The sequence below is a fragment of the Ilumatobacteraceae bacterium genome (assembly GCA_033344875.1).
Lineage (GTDB): Bacteria > Actinomycetota > Acidimicrobiia > Acidimicrobiales > Ilumatobacteraceae > Ilumatobacter.
Map to the genome: position 1 here is coordinate 1,847,940 of JAWPMO010000001.1, position 14,614 is coordinate 1,862,553.

Annotated in this window: 13 protein-coding genes; 7 read left to right on the forward strand and 6 right to left on the reverse strand. The window is 69.3% G+C overall.

Annotation, left to right across the window (positions count from 1 at the left end):
* Nucleotide 1: 1 nt before the first annotated feature.
* Genes R8G01_08815 through R8G01_08825 form a run of 3 tightly spaced genes read right to left on the reverse strand, consistent with a single transcriptional unit; the run spans nt 2 to nt 5,368 of the window.
* Nucleotides 2-1,759 carry an acyclic terpene utilization AtuA family protein gene (locus tag R8G01_08815; GenBank protein MDW3214082.1) on the reverse strand — a complete coding sequence of 586 codons (1,758 nt, stop codon included), beginning with the start codon at nt 1,757-1,759 and terminating at the stop codon, nt 2-4.
* A 1-nt stretch (nt 1,760) separates the two neighbouring features.
* Nucleotides 1,761-3,770: a biotin carboxylase N-terminal domain-containing protein gene (locus R8G01_08820; GenBank protein MDW3214083.1), complete on the reverse strand. Its 2,010-nt coding sequence runs from the start codon at nt 3,768-3,770 to the stop codon at nt 1,761-1,763.
* The gene (locus R8G01_08825; GenBank protein ID MDW3214084.1) at nt 3,770-5,368 is read right to left on the reverse strand and encodes a carboxyl transferase domain-containing protein; all 1,599 of its coding nucleotides are present in this window, start codon (nt 5,366-5,368) and stop codon (nt 3,770-3,772) included. The genes R8G01_08820 and R8G01_08825 overlap by 1 nt, the downstream gene beginning before the upstream one ends.
* Before the next feature lie 76 nt (nt 5,369-5,444).
* Between R8G01_08825 and R8G01_08830 the strand changes: the two genes are divergently transcribed.
* The 3 genes from R8G01_08830 (at nt 5,445) to R8G01_08840 (ending at nt 8,786) form a co-directional block, all read left to right on the forward strand.
* Complete coding sequence (locus R8G01_08830) at nt 5,445-6,677, forward strand: GAF domain-containing SpoIIE family protein phosphatase (GenBank protein ID MDW3214085.1); 1,233 nt, start codon at nt 5,445-5,447, stop codon at nt 6,675-6,677.
* Between the two features lie 73 nt (nt 6,678-6,750).
* Nucleotides 6,751-7,548 (forward strand): TIGR03084 family metal-binding protein, encoded by a 798-nt coding sequence (locus R8G01_08835; GenBank protein MDW3214086.1) that lies wholly within the window; start codon nt 6,751-6,753, stop codon nt 7,546-7,548.
* Nucleotides 7,548-8,786 carry an acyl-CoA dehydrogenase family protein gene (locus R8G01_08840; GenBank protein ID MDW3214087.1) on the forward strand — a complete coding sequence of 413 codons (1,239 nt, stop codon included), beginning with the start codon at nt 7,548-7,550 and terminating at the stop codon, nt 8,784-8,786. The genes R8G01_08835 and R8G01_08840 overlap by 1 nt, the downstream gene beginning before the upstream one ends.
* Nucleotides 8,787-8,812: 26 nt before the next feature.
* Here R8G01_08840 and R8G01_08845 read toward each other — a convergent pair whose 3' ends face one another.
* A complete protein-coding gene (locus R8G01_08845) occupies nt 8,813-9,193 on the reverse strand; it encodes a nuclear transport factor 2 family protein (GenBank protein ID MDW3214088.1) in 381 nt (126 codons plus the stop codon).
* A gap of 57 nt (nt 9,194-9,250) precedes the next feature.
* Entirely contained in the window at nt 9,251-10,069 is an 819-nt protein-coding gene (locus R8G01_08850) for a hypothetical protein (GenBank protein MDW3214089.1), read from the reverse strand.
* Between the two features lie 142 nt (nt 10,070-10,211).
* Here R8G01_08850 and R8G01_08855 point away from each other — a divergent pair, with 142 nt between their 5' ends.
* The 3 genes from R8G01_08855 to R8G01_08865 all read left to right on the forward strand — a co-directional run bounded on the left by R8G01_08855 (nt 10,212) and on the right by R8G01_08865 (nt 12,850).
* Nucleotides 10,212-11,627, forward strand: a complete 1,416-nt coding sequence (locus R8G01_08855; GenBank protein ID MDW3214090.1) for an MFS transporter — start codon at nt 10,212-10,214, stop codon at nt 11,625-11,627.
* 183 nt (nt 11,628-11,810) lie between these two features.
* Entirely contained in the window at nt 11,811-12,077 is a 267-nt protein-coding gene (locus R8G01_08860; GenBank protein MDW3214091.1) for a hypothetical protein, read from the forward strand.
* Between the two features lie 80 nt (nt 12,078-12,157).
* Nucleotides 12,158-12,850, forward strand: a complete 693-nt coding sequence (locus R8G01_08865) for a TetR/AcrR family transcriptional regulator (GenBank protein ID MDW3214092.1) — start codon at nt 12,158-12,160, stop codon at nt 12,848-12,850.
* A gap of 19 nt (nt 12,851-12,869) precedes the next feature.
* Here R8G01_08865 and R8G01_08870 read toward each other — a convergent pair whose 3' ends face one another.
* Nucleotides 12,870-13,418, reverse strand: a complete 549-nt coding sequence (locus tag R8G01_08870; GenBank protein MDW3214093.1) for a hypothetical protein — start codon at nt 13,416-13,418, stop codon at nt 12,870-12,872.
* Nucleotides 13,419-13,536: 118 nt separating this feature from the next.
* On the opposite strand from R8G01_08870, the gene R8G01_08875 reads away from it, so the two are divergent.
* Nucleotides 13,537-14,586: a LuxR C-terminal-related transcriptional regulator gene (locus tag R8G01_08875; protein MDW3214094.1), complete on the forward strand. Its 1,050-nt coding sequence runs from the start codon at nt 13,537-13,539 to the stop codon at nt 14,584-14,586.
* The last annotated feature ends 28 nt before the right edge of the window (nt 14,587-14,614 follow it).

Consider the following 14,614-nt stretch of genomic DNA (forward strand, 5'->3'; position numbering starts at 1 on the left):
GTCAGGCCAGCAGCGACGTCGGCACATCGACCACGCGAGCCCGGAGCCACTCGCCGAGGCTCTTGGCCTGCCCGTCGATGCGGGTCGATGCGGCGACGCCCTCGTCGAGCAACCCGTGCACGACGAAGTTCAGCGACCACAGGTTGGCGAGGTCGTGGCGCTCGACACGCAGTTCGGCGGTCTCGGGCAACAGTTCCCGGAACCGTTCGACGGTGAGGAACGCGTCGAGCCACGCGAACGCATCCGCCGTTCGGGCGAAGACACCGAGGTTGGCGTTGCCGCCCTTGTCGCCGGACCGTGCGCCGATCACCCGACCGATCGGTGCACGGGTCGTCGGCGCGTGCGTCACGGGCGTCCCCGGCGTGTCCGTCGGGATCGGCGCCTCGACGCCCAGCGCCGGAGCCACCGAGCCGATCTCGGTCGTTCGGCCGTCGACGTGCACGTACGCCGGGGCGAGATCGGCGGGAACGGTCGCCGGCCGGTACACGCCGTACGGTGTCGCGGCGGTGGGACCACCCGTCAGACCGTAGAACCCTGGGATGCTCGCCAACGCCGTCTCGACGAAGGCGTTGGAGAAGGCGCGCCCGACCTTGCGCTCGTCGGCGTCCTTCACCGTGAGTCGCCACTGCGCCGTCGCCGCCTCGTTGGACGTCGGATCGTCGTGATCGGTGCGGATGACGCGCGAGCTGACGGCGTCGAAGTCGTCGGGATCGTGCGGACACGCCCGCCAGAAGGCCGCCGCTGCCGCCTCGGCCTTGGCCTCGATGTCGAGCCCGGTGAGCGCCACGCCGAGGGTGTTGCGAAAGCCTCCGAGTTCGTTCATCGCGACCTTCAGCGTCGGCGGTGGTGGCTCGCCGACCGTGCCGGAGATGCGCACCCGGTCGGGTTCGACCTGTTCGAGCCGGATCGTGTCGAACCGTGCCGTGACGTCGGGGCCCAGGTAGCGGGCACCGCCGATCTCGTAGAGGAGCTGCGAGGTGACGGTGCCGATCGAGACCTGCCCGCCGGTGCCGTCGTGCTTGCCGATGACACACGAGCCGTCGTCGGCGACCTCGGCCCACGGGAAGCCGAGGCGTTCGATGCCGGGGACTTCGGTGAAGAACGAGTAGTTGCCGCCCGTCGTCTGCGCCGAGCACTCGATCACGTGCCCGGCCACGACCGCGCCGGCGAGCCGGTCCCAGTCGTCCCGGGCCCAGCCGTGGTGCCAGGCGGCCGGGCCGCAGGCCACGGCGGCGTCGGTGACCCGGCCGGTGATCACGATGTCGGCACCGCTGCGGAGCGCTTCGACGATGCCCCAGCACCCCAGGTACGCGTTCGCCGTCAGGTAGCGGCCGACGTCGCCGAGGTCGCCGTGCTCGTCGAAGGGTCGGAGTGCGCCCGACTCGGCCAGTTCGTCGATCCGGGGCAGGAGGTCGTCGCCGTCGACGTAGGCGATCGTCGGTGAGAGCCCGAGCCGGTCGGCGACCTCGTGCACGGCCTCGGCGCAGCCGGCAGGGTCGAGGCCCCCGGCGTTGGAGACGACCTTGATGCCACGGTCGAGGCACGGGCCCATCACATCGTCCATCTGACGGACGAACGTCGACGCGAACCCACCGCCCGGCTTCTTCGCGCGTATCCGGCTCAGGATCAGCATCGTCAGTTCGGCCAGCCAGTCACCGGTCAGGACGTCGATCGGCCCGCCCTCGACCATCTCCGCGGCACCCGACTGGCGGTCGCCGAAGAACCCCGAACAGTTCGCGATCCGGATCGGGTCGGACACGTCACTCCCCTCCGTCAGCGACGTCGAGCGCCACGAGCAGATCGCCGGTGTCGACTCGGTCACCGACGCCGAACCGGACCTGGGTCACCGTCGACGCAGCCGGCGCGAGGATCCGGTGCTCCATCTTCATCGCCTCGACGACCATCAGCAATTGTCCTTCGGCGACCTCGGCGCCGTCGTCGACGTGGACGGCGATCACCGTGCCGGGCAACGGGCAGATCGGGCCACCCCCGGCCGCGACGTCGTCATGGTCGACGAACCGTGGTGGGCGCTGCCAGACGAGCGAGCCGGACGGCCCGGCCGTGCGCATCATGTCGCCGTCGAACCGGACGTCGACCACATGGCGGGCCCCGTCGAGCTCGACCACCTGGCGGTCGGGTGTCCGGTCGAGCAGCCGAACGGCGACGGCGCGACGGGGGTCGTCGGGCAGCGAGCCGTCGGCTCCGGCGACGGGAGGTGCACCGACCAGCGCCGTGGCAGCGTCGCCCGTCAGCACGTACTCGATCTCGTATTCGTCGTCGTCGAGGAGCCACGTTCGTCGCTGCCCCCGCGTGCGCAGGTTGCGCCACCCGGACGGGGCGAATCCGGTGACGGCGTCGGCGGCGCGGTGCCGCATCTCGTCGGCGAACACGCCGCCCAGCAGCAGCGCCAGTCGGTCGTCGCCGTCCGGGCCGGCGGCCGACTCGACCGCCGGGTGATCCGCGAGGTAGCTGGTGAACGTGGCACCCGCGCGGAAGTCGGGTTCGTCCATGATCGCCGAGAGCGCAGCGGCGTTCGTGCGGACCCCTGCGATGCGTGAGCCCCGCAACGCCCTGGCGATCCGGCCTGCCGCCACGCCGCGATCCGCGTCGTGGGCGATCACCTTGGCGAGCAGGGAGTCGTAGTCGGACGAGACCTCGCTGCCGGCGCGGAACCCGGTGTCGACCCTGACGTCCCCCGGGATGTCGAACTCGGCGATGTGACCGGTCGACGGCAGCCAACCGGCGGCCGGGTCTTCGGCGACGAGCCGGACCTCGATCGCGTGGCCCGTGAACATGATGTCGTCCTGTGCGAGCGGCATCGGATGTCCGTCGGCGACGCGGATCTGCATCTCGACCAGATCGAGCCCGGTGATCGCCTCGGTGACCGGGTGCTCGACCTGGAGCCGGGTGTTGACCTCGAGGAACGTGATCGTCGGCGCGCCGCCGTCGCCCGCGTCGCCGACCATGAACTCGACCGTGCCGGCGCCGACGTAGCCGACGTGGCGCGCCAGCGCGAGCGCTCCGTCGTGGAGACGACGGCGGGTCGCGTCGGAGATGCCGGGCGACGGCGCCTCCTCGACCACCTTCTGGTTGCGCCGCTGGATCGAGCACTCGCGGTCGCCCAGATGGATGACGTTGCCGTGGGTGTCGCCGAAGATCTGCACCTCGACGTGTCTGCCTCGCTCGATGTACGGCTCGATGAAGACGGTGCCGTCACCGAACGCCGATGCGGCCTCGCGCGCCGCCGCCGCGACGGCGTCCGGCAGGTCGGCGGCATCGTGCACCACCCGCATGCCACGCCCACCGCCGCCGGCTGCGGCCTTCACCAGCACCGGCATCGGGAGACCGCTCGGCACGTCGTCGGGTGAAGCCTCGATGATGTCGGTCGTCGGCACGCCGGCCTCGAGCGCCGCTCGCTTGGCCGCGACCTTGTCGCCGAGCAGTCGGATCTGATCGGGGGTCGGACCGATCCAGATCAACCCGGCATCGCTCACCGCCTGTGCGAAGTCGGCGTTCTCGGCGAGGAACCCGTAGCCGGGGTGCACCGCCGTGGCGCCGTGGTCGAGTGCCACCCGGATCACGGCATCGCCGCGCAGGTACGACTCGGCCGGCGTCGACCCGCCGAGCGCCACCGCGACATCGACCGAGTCGACGTGCAGCGCGTTGCGGTCGGGCTCGGAGTACACGCCGACGGTCGGGATGCCCATCCGGTGCGCGGTGCGTGCGATGCGGCAGGCGATCTCGCCGCGGTTCGCGATCAGGATCCGCATCAGTGCCGCCAGATCCCGTACTCGCGCGTGCCCTGCACCACGTTGCTGTGTGCCGCCGACAGCGCCAGGCCGAGCACCGTGCGGGTGTCGTTGGGGTGGATGATGCCGTCGTCCCAGACCCGGCCGGTGGAGTACAGCGCCGACGACTCGCTCTCGATCTGGGCTTCGAGCGCCTGCTTCTTGGTGTCGAGGTCGGCCTCGTCGACGTCGATCCCTCGTCCGGCCGCAGCGTTGCGGGCGACGATGTCCATGACGCCGGCGAGCTGACGACCGCCCATGACGGCGATCTTGTGGTTCGGCCACGAGAAGATGAAGCGAGGGTCGTACGCCTTGCCGGCCATGCCGTAGTTGCCGGCGCCGTACGAGGCCCCGACCATCAGACAGAAGTGCGGCACCTCGCTGTTGGAGACGGCGTTGATCAGCTTGGCGCCGTTGCGGATGATGCCGCCCTGCTCCGCCTTCGATCCCACCATGAACCCCGTGATGTTGTGCAGGAACACCAGCGGTGTGTCGGTCGCATTGCACAGCTGGATGAAGTGCGCCCCCTTCTTGGCCTCTTCGGAGAACAGGATGCCGTTGTTGCCGATCAGGCCGACCGGGAAGCCGTGGACCGAGCCCCAGCCGCACACGAGCTTGTCGCCGTACAGGGGCTTGAACTCCTCGAAGCGGCTGCCGTCGAGCACGCGGGCATAGATCTCGCGGATGTCGAACGGGATCCGCACGTCGGCCGAGGCGCACCCGATCAGTTCGTTCACGTCGTGGACCGGGTCGTCGGCCGGCTCGGTCGGGCCGGGTCCGAGTTTCTGCCAGCGGAGGTGACGCACGACGTCGCGAACCATGCGCAGCGCGTCCATCTCGTCGTTGGCGAGGTAGTCGCTCAGCCCGCTCGTGCGGGCGTGCATCTCGGCGCCGCCCAACGTCTCCTCGTCGACGACCTCGTCGATCGCCATCTTGACCAGGGGCGGGCCACCGAGGTAGGCGGTGCCGCGCTCCTTCACGAAGATCGTGTAGTCGCTCATCCCGGGCGTGTACGCGCCACCGGCCGTGTTGGGCCCGAACACGGCGGTGATCGTGGGGATCCCCAGCTTCGAGAGCTGCGTCTGGTTCTTGAAGCCCTCACCGCCACGGATGAAGATGTCGGCCTGGTGGGGCAGGTCGGCTCCGGCCGACTCGTTGAGGTTGATCCACGGCAGCCGGTTGCGACGGATGATCTCGTGGAACCGCATGTTCTTGTCGACCGACCGCGGGTTCATCGACCCACCCCGGTACGTCATGTCGCTCGCCGCGATCGCGCACTCGACCCCCTCGACGATGCCGATGCCGGCGACCGACCCGGCACCGATCGGGAACTCACTCCCCCACCCGGCCAAGGCACTCAGTTCGAGGAACGGCGTGTCGGGGTCGACGAGCTGCTCGATGCGTTCGCGCGGCAGCATCTTGCCACGCTTGCGATGACGATCGACGTAGCGCTGCCCGCCGATCGACGGCACCGACTGCATGAGGTGCTCGACGTCGGCCCACAGCGCCTCCATCGCGGCGACATTCGCCCGATGGTCGTCCGTGCGCGTGTCGAGACGGGACCTCAGGATCTTCGGCACGGGCGAGACCGTAGGGCTCGGTACCGAATGGCGTCAACCGGTACCGCATCCGGAGGTGATGCGATACGATCTCCGGGTGCCCAGCGACGCCATTCTCGATCCGGCGCGGCTCGCGGCGGTCGAGCAGTCCGGGCTGCTCGATTCCCGTCGCGAGGCCACCTTCGACGAACTCACCCGGCTTGCCGCCGAGGTCCTCGACGCCCCGTTCGCGTTCATGACTGTGGTCGACGATCGGCGGTCGTTCTGGAAGTCGACGCACGGCATCGCCGACGGGACTCGGGCCAACTCGGTGAGCGATTCGTTCTGCCAGTACGTCATCGAGATCGGCGACGAGCTCATCATCGACGATGCGGTGCACCACCCGACCACAGCGAGCAACCCGTCGATCGAGTCGATGGGTGTCAAGGCGTGGGCCGGATGTCCCGTCGTGCTCGAGGGCATGACCCTCGGGACCTTCTGCGTCGTCGACCAACGGACTCGCGAGTGGACCGAGCGCGATCGGCAGATCCTCCGCACCCTCGCCTCGAGCGTCAACTTCGAGGTGGCTCGTCGCAGTGGTCCGAACGGGCTGGGCGTCGACGAGGCACAACTCCAACTGGTGCGTCAGAGCCTGATGCCGGCCGAGTTCCCGCCGCTCCACCGACTCCAGATAGCGGGGTGGCACCAGGCGGCGTCCGACAGCGTGCTCCTCGGCGACTTCTACGACGCGATCGATCTCGGCGACGGACGATCGCTCGTCGCGATCGGCGATGTGTGCGGACACGGCGCGGCCGCCGCCGAGATCACGGTCGTCGTGCGCGACTCACTCCGGCGCGCCGTCGAGATGAGCGGTGACCCCGCGGCGATCCTCGGTGAGTGCAACGCCGAGTTGCTGAGATCCGCATCCGAACACGGTCGGTTCGCCACCGCCTCGGCGATGGTGCTGACCCCCGACGACGACGGGGTCGAGGTGCAGACCTCGTCGGCCGGGCATCCGGCGATCATCACGATCGATCCCGACGGAGCGGTCGACGTACTTCCCGCACCCGACGGTCCGCCACTCGGGGTCACCGACGACGTGGCCTACGGTGGACACACGCACCGCCTGCCGTACGGGCACACGCTGATCGCGTTCACCGACGGGGCCACCGAGTGCCGCAACGCCGACGACGATCTCCTCGGCAACGAGGCGCTCACCGCGATCGTCAGAACACTCCCGGCACATGGCTCGCCACGCGAGCTCATCGACACGCTGTCGGCCGCGATCCTCGATTATGCGAGCGAGTTGACCGACGACATCGCCCTCCTCGCCATCCGGCTCGGCGACTGATCGAGCCGGCCTCGGAGCCGCCGGGGCCGCTCTGGTACCGTCCGGCACGTATCGGTACCGCCCGGGAGGTTCCATGGACGTCAGCGAAGTACTCGACGATCTCGTCGCGGAACAGGAGGCGCTCGATCGTGTCGTCGGCGACATCGACGCCGAGCAGTTCGACACCCCGACACCGAGCCCTCGCTGGACGGTCACCGATCAACTCGGCCATCTCACGTACTTCGATACGAGCGCGGCATTGGCGATCGTCGACCCGGCCGGGTTCGCCGAGCACAAGGCCGAACTGCTGAGTTCGTTCGCCGATGAACTCGCCGTCGACGAAGCGACGCTCGGCAAGTTCCGCGAGCGTGAGCCGGCCGCCCGGCTCCTCACCTGGCGCAGTGCCCGGCTCGATCTCGAAGCCGCCGCTCGCGGGCTCACCAACGAATCCCGTGTCGAGTGGTACGGACCGTCGATGGGTTCGAAGTCGTTCCTGACCGCCCGGCTGATGGAGGCCTGGGCCCACGGGCAGGACATCTGCGACGCGCTCGGTGTCGATCGTGAGCCGACCGATCGGATTCGCCACATCGCCCAACTCGGGGTGATCACGCGCGGCTGGAGCTACCTGGTCCGCGGCGAACCACCCCCGGAGGGCGACGTGCGCGTCGAGCTGACCGCACCGTCGGGCGAGGTGTGGACGTGGGGCCCCGGCGACGCCGAGGACTCCGTCGTCGGGCCCGCGAACGACTTCTGTCTGGTCGTCACACAGCGCCGCCACGTCGCCGACACCGAGCTGGAGGTCACCGGCGAGCGAGCGACCGACTGGATGAGCAAGGCCCAGGCGTTCGCAGGCACCCCGACGACCGGACCAGCGCCGAAAGGGAACGACTGATGGACTTCGATCTGCCTGCCGACGACGACCCACGCCGCGTGGCGGTCCGGGAGTGGCTCGCCGAGCACCCCGAACCGAGCAACGCCACCTTGCACGAGGGCGGGTACATCGTGCCGCACTGGCCGGCTCCGTACGGACTCGGGGCCGACCCGATGCACCAGCTCATCATCGACGACGAGCTCAAGCGCGCCGGGGTCACGAAGACCTCGGTCGCCACGAACGCGATCGGCGTCGGGTGGGCGGCTCCGACGATCTACCTCGCCGGCAGCGAGTGGCAGAAGGAACGATTCCTCGAACCGATTTTCACCGGCGACGAGGTCTGGTGCCAGCTGTTCAGCGAGCCCGACTCGGGGTCCGACCTCGCGAGTCTCGGCACGCGTGCCGTGCGCGACGGCGACGAGTACGTCGTCAACGGCTCGAAGATCTGGTCGAGCGGCGCCCACCACTCGAAGTTCGGGATCCTGATCGCCCGCACGAATCCCGATGTGCCGAAGCACAAGGGCATCTCGTACTTCATCGTGCCGATGGACCTGCCCGGCATCGAGCTGAGCCCGATCGTCGACATGACCACCGCGCACTCGTTCAACCAGACCTTCTTCACCGACGTCCGACTGCCTGCGAAATACCTCGTCGGCGAGGAGGGTGACGGCTGGAAGCTGGCCAAGGTCACGCTGGCCAACGAGCGCGTGTCGCTGTCGTCGGCCGGGTCGATGTGGGGGACCGGCCCCACCGCCGACCACCTCATCGACCTCGTGCGGGACGCCGGCGGCGTCGCCGACCCGATCGAGCGACAGCGGTTCGCCCGCTTGCACATCGAGTCCGAAGTGTTGCGGCTGGGACGGCTGCGCACGCTGAGCGCCCGACTGCAGGGCAAGACACCTGGCGTCGAGGCATCGATCCAGAAGATCATGGGCGACGAGCACGGTCAGCACGTGATGGCGTTGGCCAAGCGGGTGGCCGGTGCCCACGGCATGATCGCCGGCTCGGGCCCGGTCGGCAACCTGCCGACCGGCGCCCAGACCGGCGCCACCGAGATCAACTTCCCGCGCGGCAAAGGGGAGTATCCGGACGTCGACCCGGTGTGGCACTACGGCTTCCTGTTCGCACCGGCCCTCACGGTGGGCGGCGGCACGTTCGCCGTCCAACGCAACATCATCGCCGAGCAGGTGCTCGGCCTCCCGCGTGACATCAACGTCGAGCAGGGCCTCACCTGGACGGAATCGCGCCGCCAACTCTGATCGGTTCGGCTGCTCGCAACGACCGCTCAGCCGACGACCGGCGAACCGTGGTGCACGACCAGCTTCCACACGCCGTCGGTGCGCATGAACAGGTTGGTGGCCGCCACGGTGCCGGTCATGCCGCCCTCGACCAGGTTCTCGTCGAGCGTGACCCATGCGGTGTCACCGTCGATCGCGACGGCCTCGTTGGTGAGGATGAACTGGTTGCGGCCCGGACCGGCGAAGATCTGACGCCACGATTGCTCGATCAGCGGCCACGTCCGCAAGATCGGCCAGCCCGGATGCACACAGACCGTCCGATCGTCGTGTTCCCAGACCGCCGCCATCGCTGCCAGGTCTCGCGCTTCATGTGCGTCGTAGAACGCCTGGTTGGCGGCCAGAACACCGTCGATCGTCGGGTCGGTCATCGGACCGACGGTAATCCGCGCCGACGGCCGCCGCGGGGCGAACCGACTCGAGCGGGTTCAGCCCTTGCCCGACTTGCCCTTGCCTGAGCTCTTCGACGCCGCACGCTCCGACTTCTCGGCGGCCCGGTCGGCCTTGCGTTCGGCATGCTCGGCGTCGCGGACGTCCTTCCACTCGGCCTTGCCGTCGTGGTGCAGTTGCTTGAGTTCAGCCTGCATCGCCGCGCACTGGGGTGAGCGCTCGTCGCCGTCGCCGCAGGCCGCGACGTAGGCATCCTTCGCGTCGTGCCAGGTTGCCTTGGCGTCGTCTCGAACGTCCTTCCAGCCGGCCTCGTCGTCGGCGCCTTCGACCTCCTCGGTGGCGTCGTCGTCGTCGACGGCGTCGTCGGTCGCGTCATCGCCGCACTTGGCGAGATACGGCGCCAGGTCGTCGTCGAGGCTCGGTGCGGACGGATCGACGTCGCCCCGTGCCACCGCCGCGGTCGCCTGACCCTTCTCGCAGCCGATCAAGTCCGTGGTCTTCGTGAACTCGGACACGACCGCGCCGTGTGTCTCGCCCGCGCCCGACTGCTCGTCGCTGCTCTGCTCACCAGATTCCTCACCGGAGCCCTGCTCACCGGACTGCTCGTCACTGCCCTGCTCACCGGACTGCTCGTCGCTACCCTGCTCATCGGACTGCTCGTCGCTGCCCTGCTCACCCGATTCCTCGTCGGAGCCCTCGCCGGTCATCTCGGCCGTCTCCTCCTGGGCGACGTTCGAGAGCGACGGCATCTCGGCGCCGGCGGCCGCGGCCGCACCGACCCCCATCGTCGCGACGGCCGCACCGAGTGCGACCTTGCCGGCCAGGGTCTTTGCGAGCGTGGTGAACAGAGGAATCATGAGGGCAGACCTTTCGTGGCGTTCCACAGAGACATCGGTCCGGCGCGGGGGTTCGTTACCAGATCCCCCACAAGTTCGGGTCAAGGTCCTCACCACGCTCCGTAGGCGTCGAGCGGACTCCCCTGCGTAGAGTCCGATCCCGATGCACACCGCGCCGGCCCCTCCGACCGGTACCGGCCGGAATCCGTGGGCCGCCGTCGTGGTGACCACGCTCGTCTTCTTCCTCGTCGTCATCGACGTGTCTGCGGTCAACGTGGCGTTTCCGTCGATCCGTGACGATTTCGGTGTGCCCGAGTCCACGCTCGGCTGGGTGATCTCGGGCTACAACATCGCCGTCGCGTCGCTGCTCCTCGTCGCCGGGCGGTACGCCGACAGCCTCGGCCGCAAACGCTTGTTCATCCCGGGCGTCGGGATCTTCGTCATCGGTTCGATGCTCAGCGCGCTCGCGCCGAGCGCCGGGTTCCTGATCGCTGCTCGCGTCGTGCAGGGAATCGGTGGCGCGATCATCTCCCCCACGGCGATCGCTGTCGTGCTCCCCGCCTTCCCGCCCAACAAGCGGGCGACCGTCATCGGCCTCACCGGGGCGACGGGCGCGCTCGGTGCGGTCGTCGGACCCGCCCTCGGAGCATTCTTGACCGACGCGTGGTCGTGGCGCGGCATCTTCTGGATCAACGTGCCGATCTCGGCCCTCGTGCTCGTCCTCGCACCTCGGCTGCTCCAGGAGTCGAAGAACGAGCACGCGACCGGGAAGGTCGATCTGATCGGCGTGCCGATCGGCACCCTGGGCGTCGGGCTGATCATGTTCTCGATCGTGCGAGCCGAGTCCGCGGGGCTCGCCGACCCCCGCGTGATCGCGATCTTCCTGGTCGGTGCGGCCATGATCCCACTCCTGATCCGCCGGTCGCGTGTCCAGCCGGAGCCGCTGATCGAACTCGACCTGTTCCGCCTGCGTTCGTTCTCGAGCACCAACGCCGCACTCGCGTTCTACTCGATGGCGTTCACGTCTGGGTTCCTCGCGAACTCGCTGCTGCTCCAGGAGCTGTGGGGCGAGTCGCTCCGCACGACCGGCCTGGCCCTGATCGCCTCACCGCTGCTCGCCGCGATGATCTCACCGTTCGCCGGTCGGTTCGCCGACCGCATCGGCCACCGGTGGATCCTGGCTGCCGGGAGCGCCGCGTGCGCCGTCGGCAACCTCTCCTTCCTCGTCACCCTCGATGAGACGCCGGCGACGTGGACCGTGTACGTCCCCACGTCGTTGCTCGTGGGTGTGGGCGTCGGGGCGACGATCGCCACGTGGGCGAGCGCCGGGTTGGCCGACGTGAGCCCGAACCAATTCGGTACGGCGAACGCGACGGTGCGGACCACGCAGCAGGTCTGCTACGCCCTCGGGATCTCGGTGATCGTGGCGCTGCTCGCCGACGTGTCGATCGATCCCGACATCGGCCAGTTCCGGTGGGCGTGGCTGTTCGTCGGCTCCTGCTACCTGCTGGCAGCCGTCGTGGTGGCACTCACGTTCCCCGCCGGGTCGAGCGACGACCGGACGCCGGCGCCACACTGAACGGTGCCGCCCCGTGGCATCGGTGCGCCCGGTAGGGTGACCGCCCTTGGGATGAGTCGCCCCGCTTGGGCAGGATGGCCGGTAGCGCTGTCGCCCCGTGCAGGCTCGACGCCTCGACCCGAGCCGAACGGTTCGAGGAGTCGACATGCCCAGCAACCCATGGATCCCCGTCGGGGTCCCCACGTGATCCGTCAGGAGTGGAACGCGCTCGAGGTGGGCGATCACGTCCTCGTCCACGAAGACAGCGGACAGGATCTGCCCGCGATCCCCGGCCGGGTCGTCGAGGTCGAGGTCGCCGACGGTTCGAACGTCCTCGCCATCCGGATCTCGCCGGTGCGCGGCAAGCCGCAGGTGGTGCATCCACGCCGACTCGCCGTGCACCTCGAAGAGCTCGATCCGGATCGGCGCTGCTGGCGCTGCGACAGCCACGCCAGGTCGGTCACCAGCTGACGGAGCACCGCCTGACGGAGCACCGTGGCGACATCGACCGTACATAGTACGCTCGACGGCGAACCCGACGGGAGAGATCGATGCCACGGCAGCAGCACGACGCGTCGAGCGTCGAGAACGAGACGGCACGCCGGCCCCTGACGCCGAAGCGCGTCATCGCCGGTGCCGTTGCGCTCGCTGACGAGATCGGCATCGATGCGCTGACGATCCGGCGCCTGGCCGAAGCGCTCGACGTGAAGCCGATGGCGATCTACCACCACGTCGCCAACAAGGAGGCGATCATCGACGGGATGGTCGACCACGTCTTCGCGGAGATCGAACTGCCACCCACCGATCTCGACTGGCGGTCCGCCATCATCGTGAGGTCGCATTCGATGCGCCGGGCGCTCGCCCGGCATCCGTGGGCGTCCCCGTTGATGGAGACCCGCACCACGCCGGGCAGGGCGACGCTCCGCCACCACGACGCGGTGGTCGGCTGCTTCCGGAACGCCGGGTTCTCGCTCGGGCTCACCGGCCATGCCTACGCCGTCCTCGACGCGTTCCTGTACGGGTTCGCCCTCCAGGAGGCGTCGCTGCCGGCGACCGGCGGCGAGGAGATGAGCGAACTCGCGGGGTCGATCGCCGAGGCGATGCCGGCCGATCTGTTCCCGCACCTCACCGAGTTCACGATCGGTCACGTGCTCCAGCCGGGGTACGACTTCGGCGACGAGTTCGAGTTCGGACTCGGCCTCGTCCTCGACGGCCTCGAGCGCGCCGCAGCCGACGAACGCTGACGCTGTTGCGAGCCGGCGGTCAGCAGTCGACGTCGAACGTGGCGCCGATCTCGTCGCCGTAGGGACGGTTCGGCCCGATCGGCTTGAGCGTCACGGTGCCGGACACGTTGCCACCGTCGACGGTCGCCACCAGCACTTCGCTCCCCTCGGTGTACAGCAGCCCGGCGTTCTTGCCCTCGTCGTCGAACTCGCCCTCGAGCACGGAGGTGTCGATGACCGAGTCCTCGTCGAAGCCGGCACGGATCAGCTGCACGGTGAATTCGCCGTCGGACGTGCGCCCGAACAGGTCGAAGCCGTCCTCGATCAAGAACCCCGCGGCACCGTTCTCCGAGGTCTCACACGTCGTCATCTCGAGCGTGAAGGCGGTCCCGTCGTCGAGGGTCAGCGTTCCGGTGCGCGAGCCCGTCGCCGGCTCGTCGGCCGGAGCGGCATCAGCCGTGTCAGCGCTGTCGGCGCTGCCGTCGGTGTTGGCAGCCGACTCGCCCGACGCCCCGTTGTCGTCGCTGGAGCCGCACGCGGTCACCCCCAGGAGCACCGCCGAGATGAACAGGGTACGAACCTTCGCCATCTCATCAGGCTGCACGCGGTCTGCGCCATGCGGCAATACGTCGTTCGACGTAACAGTACGAGGGCAGCACAGCACGAGGGCAGCACAGTACGAGGGCAGCACAGTACGATCGCTGCCGGTGGTGCTCGACGAACGCGATGTCCATGCGGTCCTCGAGATTGCGGCCGCGTTGGCGACCGACCCTGCACCCGACGTCGAGGCCGTGCTCGAACTCCTCGTCACGCTGATCCCCTCCGACGGTGCCTCGTTCAACGACATGACCCTGGCGACGGGCGACTTCCGCCACGTCATGTTCCCGCCGGACGACGAACCGCTCGCGGCCTCCCTCCGGCCGATCTACGACCGGCTGGCCCATCAGCACCCGTTGATCCTTGCCGCGCAGCAGCAGGCGGGGATCGGGGCGATCCGGTTCTGCGACGTACCGGGCGGCGACGATCTCACCGACACCGACATCTACCGCGAGTTCTTCGAGCCGTTCGGTGTCCGATACCAGCTCGCCATCCGCCTCCCGTCGCCCCCCGACGTGATCGTCGGACCGGCGCTCAATCGGAGCGAGGCGCTCGGCGAGTTCAGCGACCGCGACGTCGCGGCCATGAATGCCCTGGCGCCGCACCTCGCGATGCACCACCGCCACATGGTCGATCGTGAGCGGGCCAGCGCCATGGCCGTCGAGACCGACCGGGAAGGCGGGTGGACCGTGTTGACGGTGCGCTCCGACGGCGTCGTCGAAGCCTCGTCGTCGCAATCGGCCGCCGCGGCGTTCGCTCGCGACGGGCGCATTCCCGCCGAGGTGGTCGCGCTCCTCCCCCGCTACGGCGACCTGTTCGACAACACGCACAGCCACGACGTCACGGTCGACGGCGAGCGCTGGCGGTGCGCGGTGCAGCCGGTCCCGGTCGGGCCGACGGTGCTGCTGATCCGACGGCTGGGCGAGGAGCCCGCCGCGGCGACGCCGCTGATCGATCTCGGGCTCACGCCCCGTCAGTCCGATGTGGCGATCGCTCTGGCACGGACCGGAGGGACGAACTCGCAGCTGGCACGGTCGCTCGACATCTCCGAGGGCACCGTGAAGAAGCACCTCGAGACGGTGTTCCGAGTGCTCCGGGTCGACAGCCGCGCCGCCGCGGTCGTCGCGCTGCGATCGATCACGGGCGCCGCCACCCCCTGACCCGACCGGGGTCGCACCGGACGGCGCT

What these genes read in the sequence shown, in the direction of transcription:
- R8G01_08865 (MDW3214092.1), top strand. Translation starts at nt 12,158, where the DNA reads ATGCCACGGCAGCAGCACGACGCGTCGAGCGTCGAGAACGAGACGGCA.
- R8G01_08835 (MDW3214086.1), top strand. Translation starts at nt 6,751, where the DNA reads ATGGACGTCAGCGAAGTACTCGACGATCTCGTCGCGGAACAGGAGGCG.
- R8G01_08870 (MDW3214093.1), bottom strand. Translation starts at nt 13,418, where the DNA reads ATGGCGAAGGTTCGTACCCTGTTCATCTCGGCGGTGCTCCTGGGGGTG.
- R8G01_08855 (MDW3214090.1), top strand. Translation starts at nt 10,212, where the DNA reads ATGCACACCGCGCCGGCCCCTCCGACCGGTACCGGCCGGAATCCGTGG.
- R8G01_08845 (MDW3214088.1), bottom strand. Translation starts at nt 9,193, where the DNA reads ATGACCGACCCGACGATCGACGGTGTTCTGGCCGCCAACCAGGCGTTC.
- R8G01_08820 (MDW3214083.1), bottom strand. Translation starts at nt 3,770, where the DNA reads ATGCGGATCCTGATCGCGAACCGCGGCGAGATCGCCTGCCGCATCGCA.
- R8G01_08850 (MDW3214089.1), bottom strand. Translation starts at nt 10,069, where the DNA reads ATGATTCCTCTGTTCACCACGCTCGCAAAGACCCTGGCCGGCAAGGTC.
- R8G01_08840 (MDW3214087.1), top strand. Translation starts at nt 7,548, where the DNA reads ATGGACTTCGATCTGCCTGCCGACGACGACCCACGCCGCGTGGCGGTC.